This window comes from Actinomycetota bacterium (genome assembly GCA_030682655.1).
Taxonomy (GTDB): domain Bacteria; phylum Actinomycetota; class Coriobacteriia; order Anaerosomatales; family JAUXNU01; genus JAUXNU01.
The window spans coordinates 21,847-28,070 of record JAUXNU010000216.1; the positions used below are offsets into that span (position 1 = coordinate 21,847).

The following is a 6,224-nucleotide window of genomic DNA, read 5'->3' on the forward strand; positions in this document are numbered from 1 at the left end:
TGAGTGAGCATGAACATCCCGACTACTTCGATAGTGATCACTGCCTACAACGTCGAACGGTACATAGGTCGGGCCATTCGTTCCGCGCTGAAGCAGAGTGTGGATCGGGGTAGCTACGAGGTCATCGTGGTGAACGATGCAAGCACCGATCGCAGTCGGTTTGCTCTCGAAGTGTTCGAGGATGACATACGGTTGATCAACAACGAAGAGCAACTCGGCCTGCCAGCATCGCTCAACGTGGGGATTCGAGAAGCGCGTGGTCAATACGTAGTGCGGATTGACGGCGATGACTACGTTCATGAGGACTTCATCAGGATTCTAGAGGCGCATCTGAAGATGAATGAGAGTAGTGGCGCTTTCGCGTGCGACTACCTACTCGTGAATGATGAAGGCGTAACACTCGCACATCGAGACTGTCTCGAGCATCCCATCGCTTGCGGCATCATGTTCCACATCGAACAGCTGATTGACGTTGGGTTGTACGACGAGGAGTTTCTGTCTTGCGAAGACGAGGACCTCCGTCATCGATTCCTTGCGAAGCATACGATCGACCGCATCCAGCTGCCCCTCTACCGCTATCGCCGGCACGAGAACAACATGACGAACGATCTCGCGAAGATGGCGCAGTTCCGCCAGAGACTACAAGAGAAGGAAGGATAGCGATGCCCTGCATCGCCATAGGACACCGCGTCGTTGGCGACGGCGAGCCGTACGTCATTGCTGAGATCGGAGTCAACCATGAAGGACGTCTAGATCTTGCCGTAGAGATGATCACACTCGCGGCAGCGGGCGGCGCTGATGCGGTCAAGTTCCAGACGTATAAGGCCGCCACTCTTGCAGCGCGGGAGAGTGCTTCGTATTGGGATACAGCCAAAGAGCCTGCGAGAAGTCAATTCGAACTGTTCAGTCGTTACGACGGGTTCGGTGAGACCGAGTATCAACTGCTGGCCGAGGAGTGTAGTGTCCGCGGCGTTGATTTCCTGTCAACGCCCTTTGACGAAGGCGCGGTCGACTTTCTCGCTCCGCTGATGCCGTGCATCAAAGTCGCCTCCGCCGACATCACGAACGTATCCCTGCTGCGCAAGATTGCCGCCATCGGCAAGCCGGTGCTACTGTCGTGCGGCGCGTCGACCCTAGCGGAGACCCGAGAAGCAGTTCACCTGCTTCTCGAAGTCGGAGCGCCCTCGCTGGCATTGCTGCACTGCGTGCTCAACTACCCCACGTCGGATGCAAACGCGAACCTGCTCATGATCAGGGATCTGCGCGAGGCCTTCCCGGACTTAGTGATAGGCTACTCGGACCACACGGTGCCAGATGAGTCAATGACGGCATTGACGGCGGCCTACATGGCGGGCGCCGACATCATTGAGAAGCACTTCACGTACGACAAGTCGTTGCCAGGCAACGATCACTACCACGCTATGGATAGCGCTGACCTCGCGCGCTTCCGCCAGCGTCTCGACTTGACGCGCAAGCTTGCAGGGACGGCGGGCAAGCGGGCGCTGGACTCGGAGCGGCCTGCGCGAATGAATGCACGAAGGAGTGTAGTCCTGGCGAAGGACGTGCACTCAGGAGAGTCCTTGTGCAAGGCAACGGTTGCCAAACGTCCGGGCACGGGAATCACGGCAGCGAACTACGACGAAGTCCTGGGGATGTCTGCTGCCCGCGACCTACCGTCGGACCACATCCTCATGTGGTCCGACGTCATGCGAGCGGGTGGCGAGCGAACGGTTGCTGTCCTGGACTTGGGCGGCGCAAAGAATCGTCTTCCCCACTTTGAGATGGCCGAGCTCGGCGGTTTCCGGCTGATCGACTGGGTGATCGAGCGGGTACGGCAGGCTTCGACGATTGATGAGTTGCTTGTCGCCATACCCGATGGAGAGGACGATGGACTCCTCACGCATCTGGCTGTTGAGCACGCCGTCAGCGTTGTCCGGGGTCCGCGGGATGACGCCCTTCATCACATCGTGACTGCGGCGCGTCGGTCACGTGCCGACGTCATCGTTTGCGTTTCTGTCGCGAACCCGCTCGTCGATCCCGTGGAGATCGACCGAGTCGTGAGGTTCTTTCGAGCCTCTCGCCCCGATTGCGCCTGCGAAGACGCAAGCGACTACTGCGCAAGCGGCCTAGCCGGACCAGTAGTGTCCCGTGCTGCTCTCGAGTATCTTGAGATGTGTGTGACCGACCCTCAGTCGCGCGAGTGCGCGACTCTGGTCTCGCTGGCAAGTGCCGAGAATCTGCGTGTCGAGGCCGCACGACCGCCGAGTGTTCTCGCATCTTCAGACGTCAAACTCGATATTGTGACCGAAGCCGACCTCGGGCGTCTCCGAGGCCTCCTGTCACTCGTGCAGCAGGAGGAGAGGCACGCGGGAGATCCTCGTTCTCTGCCCGCAACGGCGTTCGTCGCCGCATGGCGGGAACAGCAACGCCGCGGGCACCACTAGCGCCTTGACGGTATACCCTGCACGTGTGACAAGATGTCACCCATATGCCACCTGACGATGCGAACGAGGCTCGCGGCACCGTCCCGTTGCCGGCCTCCAGCATGTTGCGCTGCATACCCGATATCAGCAAGATCGAAAGCGGCTGAACCGGCTGGTGATGACCGCGCCTGCTTGGCCTCGTCCGACTAAACGGAGTTGAGTCACATTGAGTGAAGACCTCTCTCATCAGCTGGAACTTCTCCTCTCCGAGAGCTACGAATCGGTGATTGAGCGCGCGTACTCGAGTTTCGACAGGATGGCCGCGCCCGTGGCAGACTCGGTCGTCCTGTTCGGGGCGGGTGGAATGGGTAGGCGGACTCTCGCCGGTCTCCGGTCACTCGGCATTCCACCAGTGGCGTTCTCCGATAACAACCCCGATCTATGGAACACTGTTGTTGACGGGATTCCTGTGTTGAGCCCGGAGGCTGCGGCACTCGACTACGGTGATCATTCGGTGTTCCTAGTGACGATTCTGCACGTGGAAAGTGGGCACCCAGTCGCTCAAGTCGAGGCTCAGCTGAATCGAATACGCCCGGTTCGCGTCATCTCCGTGGGCTATCTGTATTGGAAGTACCCGTCGGTATTCGGCCCATACTTCTTTCTCGACTCACCCGGAAAGGTAATCGAGCAAGCTGACCAGGTGTCGCGCGCCTTGGACCTCTGGGCAGACGAGACGTCACGGGCTGAGTACGTAGCGCAGATTCGCAATCGGCTATGGCTTGACTGGGAACAGCTGCCCCCCGGAGCGCCTGACCAGTACTTCCCATCTGATCTGCCTTCGATGGTGGGTCCTGACACGGGAGAAGTGTTTGTGGACTGCGGTGCGTTTGATGGTGACACAATCCGCATGTACCTCGAGAGGCGCGGAGATGGGTTCGCCCAAATCCACGCATTTGAGCCGGACCCAGTGAACTTCGCACTACTGTCGGCATTCAGAGAGGCTCTCCCGCCAACGGTCGCCAAACGTATCGATGTCCTCCAGGCAGCGGTTTCGGGCCAGTCGGGCACAGTCTCTTTCGACGCCTCCGGTAGCGATCAATCTCGAATGGGTGTTGGAGGAGCGACTGAGGTGCCGTGTGTGGCCCTTGACGACGTGCTCAAGACGGGGACGTCCATGTATATCAAGATGGACGTAGAGGGCGCCGAATTCGATGCGCTTTGTGGTGCGGGACAAATCATCAAGAAGGGCTTGCCGCGACTCGCGGTTTGTGTGTACCACACAGTCGACCACCTGTGGCGAATCCCCAACCTCTTGGCTTCGATGTCGAGTGAGTACAGCTTCTACCTGCGCCGCCACCGCAATGCCGGATGGGAGACCGTCTGCTATGCCGTGCACCGTGAGAGTCGTAGGTAGCTGCTGGGTCAAATCGGTGATGTTGGCAGTTGCCCGACATCGCGTCTGGACGGGGGAGCCCTATTCCGCCGGCTCGAAGTTGATGCGCTCTCGTTCTACAACCAAAGGCCGGTGCAGCACTTGGGTGTAGATGGCGCCGACGTACTCGCCCACTATGCCCAGGAAGATGAGTTGTACCGAGGAGAAGAAGAACAATCCTATAACCAGCGGGGCGACGCCCACCGCGAGCTGGTTCCAGAACAACAGCTTGTACACCAGATAGACAAGTCCCGCGACCAAGCTCAGCGTTGCAGTGAGGAATCCTAGCATGGCAGCCAATCGAAGCGGAACCTTCGAGTGACTTGTGAAGCCGAGCATCGCCAAGTCATAGAGCGTGTAGAAGTTGTTCTTGGTAACACCGCTCTTCCGATTGAGTTGACGATAGGGGATGCGGGCCACGGGGTAGCCGAATTCTGATATCAGGCCACGCACGTAGGGGTACGGGTCGTCCAAGCCGCGCAGCCGTTCGATCACCTCGCGGTCGTACAGTCCGAAGCCGGTGACGTGCTCGATTAGCTCGACATCGGCGAGACTGCGAACGAGCCTGTAGTAGGCGGTTCGAAGGAGATAGAAGAGGCGGGATTCTGCGCTCTCGGTCTTCTGACCTACGACAACCTTGAAGCCAGCCTCCCATTGTTCTACGAACTTGGAGATGAGTTCCGGAGGATCTTGGAGGTCAGAGACCATGCAGATCACTGCGTCACCGCGTGCCTCGAGTACCGCATGATAGGGCGACCTGGTTTGCCCGAAGTTGCGCATGTTGAAGATGACCTTGACTCGATGATCGGACGCTGCCAATGACCTGAGGATGGATTGCGTCGAGTCAGTTGAGGCGTTGTCGATGAAGATGTGTTCGTAGTCGTACTCAGTCAAGCTGGCGAGAACCTGCTTCAGCCGCTCGTAGAGTTCTACGACATTGCCCTCTTCGTTGTAGCAGGGTGTGACGATGCTGATGAGCTTCTTCGACATATGAGTTGTCTTCCCAATGGTTGTGCATCGACCAGGGCGGGCCGCTCGCGCGACCCTGGTGCCATCGTCGGCTACACTCAGCAGCGGGAGTTTATCACACACTGCGTTTGGTGGACGCCTCCGGCTAGGGAGCGACGCACGATGACACCAGAGGGCAAAGGGAGCGATGGTGTGAGAGGTGGCCTAGCGGAGGAACGCGAAGCCCAGAGAGCGAGGGGTTCGGCCGCATGAAGAAGCAACCACGGGGCGTGTCGATCGTCATCCTCGCGCATAACCAACTGAAGTACACGCAGGAGTGCCTCGAGGCGCTCGACGCCACGACCTCGGGCCATCAGATCATCATCGTGGACAACGCGTCCACTGACGGGACGCCCGAGTACCTTCGTCAGCTCGAAGAGGAGAAGCCGCACGTGCGGGTTTTCTACAACAAGCGCAACGTGGGCTTTGCCGCGGGCTGCAATCAGGGTGTCGCAGCCTCACGAAACGGCACGATTTGCCTGCTCAACAACGACACCGTGCCGATGGAGGGATGGCTCGACAGCATGCTCGAAGTGCTGGAGCCGGGCGTGGGAGCGGTGGGGTCCAAGCTGATGCTGCCCGACACCACGCTGCAGCACTGCGGGATCGAGTTCCAGTACAATACCGATCCGCGGCCGCACTTCTGGCCGTACCACCGCTACCTCAAGGAGCCGGAGGATCTTCCGGCGGCCAACGTGCTCGAAGAGGTGCCGGGCGTCACTGCGGCGTGCCTGCTGACCACCAAGAAGGTCTGGGACCGCGTGAACGGGATGGACGAGGGCTACATCGTCGCGAACTTCGAGGATGTGGACTTCAATCTCGCGGTGCGGGACGCCGGGTTCAAAGTGTTGTACCAGCCTGCGTCCAGGCTGACGCACTACTGGGGCACGACCGTCAACTCGAAGGGCGACGCTCCGGACTCGCCAAGGCAGTACTTCCAGCAGAACTACGGACGGCTCATGCAGAAGTGGTTTGACACGCTCGCCGGGGGATTGGCCAACGTCTGAAAGCGTTTCGGTAGGCATCTCGGGTTGCGGCGTGGTGGGCATCACTCCACAAACGCTGAGAAGGATTGTTCGTACCGCTCGACTTGTCTGTGCGTGAGAGCGCACGCGTCGCCCTGCGAGTAGAAGCATTTGTACCAGTCCACCGTGAGACGCAACGCGTCGTCGAGGCTGAGTAGGGGCTGCCTCCGAGTTCTCGACTGGCCCTACCGCCGCCTAGTTCTCGGATTCCTAAGTATTAGCGCGTAATCCGTGGCTCTCGGACATGGTACCATCTCCGTGAGGAGAGGAGGTGCCATGTCCAGAAGAAGCCCGTACGTCATCGAACTCAGCGAGGAAGAGCGTCGGGTCTTGGAG

Annotated in this window: 5 protein-coding genes and 1 pseudogene; 5 read left to right on the forward strand and 1 reads right to left on the reverse strand. The window is 59.4% G+C overall.

Annotation, left to right across the window (positions count from 1 at the left end):
* Nucleotides 1–9: 9 nt before the first annotated feature.
* The 4 genes and pseudogenes from Q8K99_14805 (at nucleotide 10) to Q8K99_14820 (ending at nucleotide 3,837) form a co-directional block, all read left to right on the forward strand.
* Nucleotides 10–660 carry a glycosyltransferase family A protein gene (locus tag Q8K99_14805; protein ID MDP2183817.1) on the forward strand — a complete coding sequence of 217 codons (651 nt, stop codon included), beginning with the start codon at nucleotides 10–12 and terminating at the stop codon, nucleotides 658–660.
* Between the two features lie 2 nt (nucleotides 661–662).
* Nucleotides 663–1,712: pseudogene (locus Q8K99_14810) on the forward strand (N-acetylneuraminate synthase family protein).
* Nucleotides 1,707–2,444 (forward strand): hypothetical protein, encoded by a 738-nt coding sequence (locus tag Q8K99_14815; GenBank protein MDP2183818.1) that lies wholly within the window; start codon nucleotides 1,707–1,709, stop codon nucleotides 2,442–2,444. Before Q8K99_14810 ends, Q8K99_14815 begins: the two are co-directional and overlap by 6 nt.
* A gap of 205 nt (nucleotides 2,445–2,649) precedes the next feature.
* Nucleotides 2,650–3,837 carry an FkbM family methyltransferase gene (locus tag Q8K99_14820; protein MDP2183819.1) on the forward strand — a complete coding sequence of 396 codons (1,188 nt, stop codon included), beginning with the start codon at nucleotides 2,650–2,652 and terminating at the stop codon, nucleotides 3,835–3,837.
* 60 nt (nucleotides 3,838–3,897) lie between these two features.
* Here Q8K99_14820 and Q8K99_14825 read toward each other — a convergent pair whose 3' ends face one another.
* A complete protein-coding gene (locus Q8K99_14825; GenBank protein ID MDP2183820.1) occupies nucleotides 3,898–4,845 on the reverse strand; it encodes a glycosyltransferase in 948 nt (315 codons plus the stop codon).
* Between the two features lie 227 nt (nucleotides 4,846–5,072).
* On the opposite strand from Q8K99_14825, the gene Q8K99_14830 reads away from it, so the two are divergent.
* Complete coding sequence (locus Q8K99_14830; GenBank protein ID MDP2183821.1) at nucleotides 5,073–5,870, forward strand: glycosyltransferase family 2 protein; 798 nt, start codon at nucleotides 5,073–5,075, stop codon at nucleotides 5,868–5,870.
* Nucleotides 5,871–6,224 lie beyond the last annotated feature (354 nt).

Bases quoted from the DNA above. Each gene is read 5' to 3' on its own strand.
- Q8K99_14830 (MDP2183821.1), top strand. From the start codon at position 5,073: ATGAAGAAGCAACCACGGGGCGTGTCGATCGTCATCCTCGCGCATAAC.
- Q8K99_14805 (MDP2183817.1), top strand. From the start codon at position 10: ATGAACATCCCGACTACTTCGATAGTGATCACTGCCTACAACGTCGAA.
- Q8K99_14825 (MDP2183820.1), bottom strand. From the start codon at position 4,845: ATGTCGAAGAAGCTCATCAGCATCGTCACACCCTGCTACAACGAAGAG.
- Q8K99_14815 (MDP2183818.1), top strand. From the start codon at position 1,707: ATGCGAGCGGGTGGCGAGCGAACGGTTGCTGTCCTGGACTTGGGCGGC.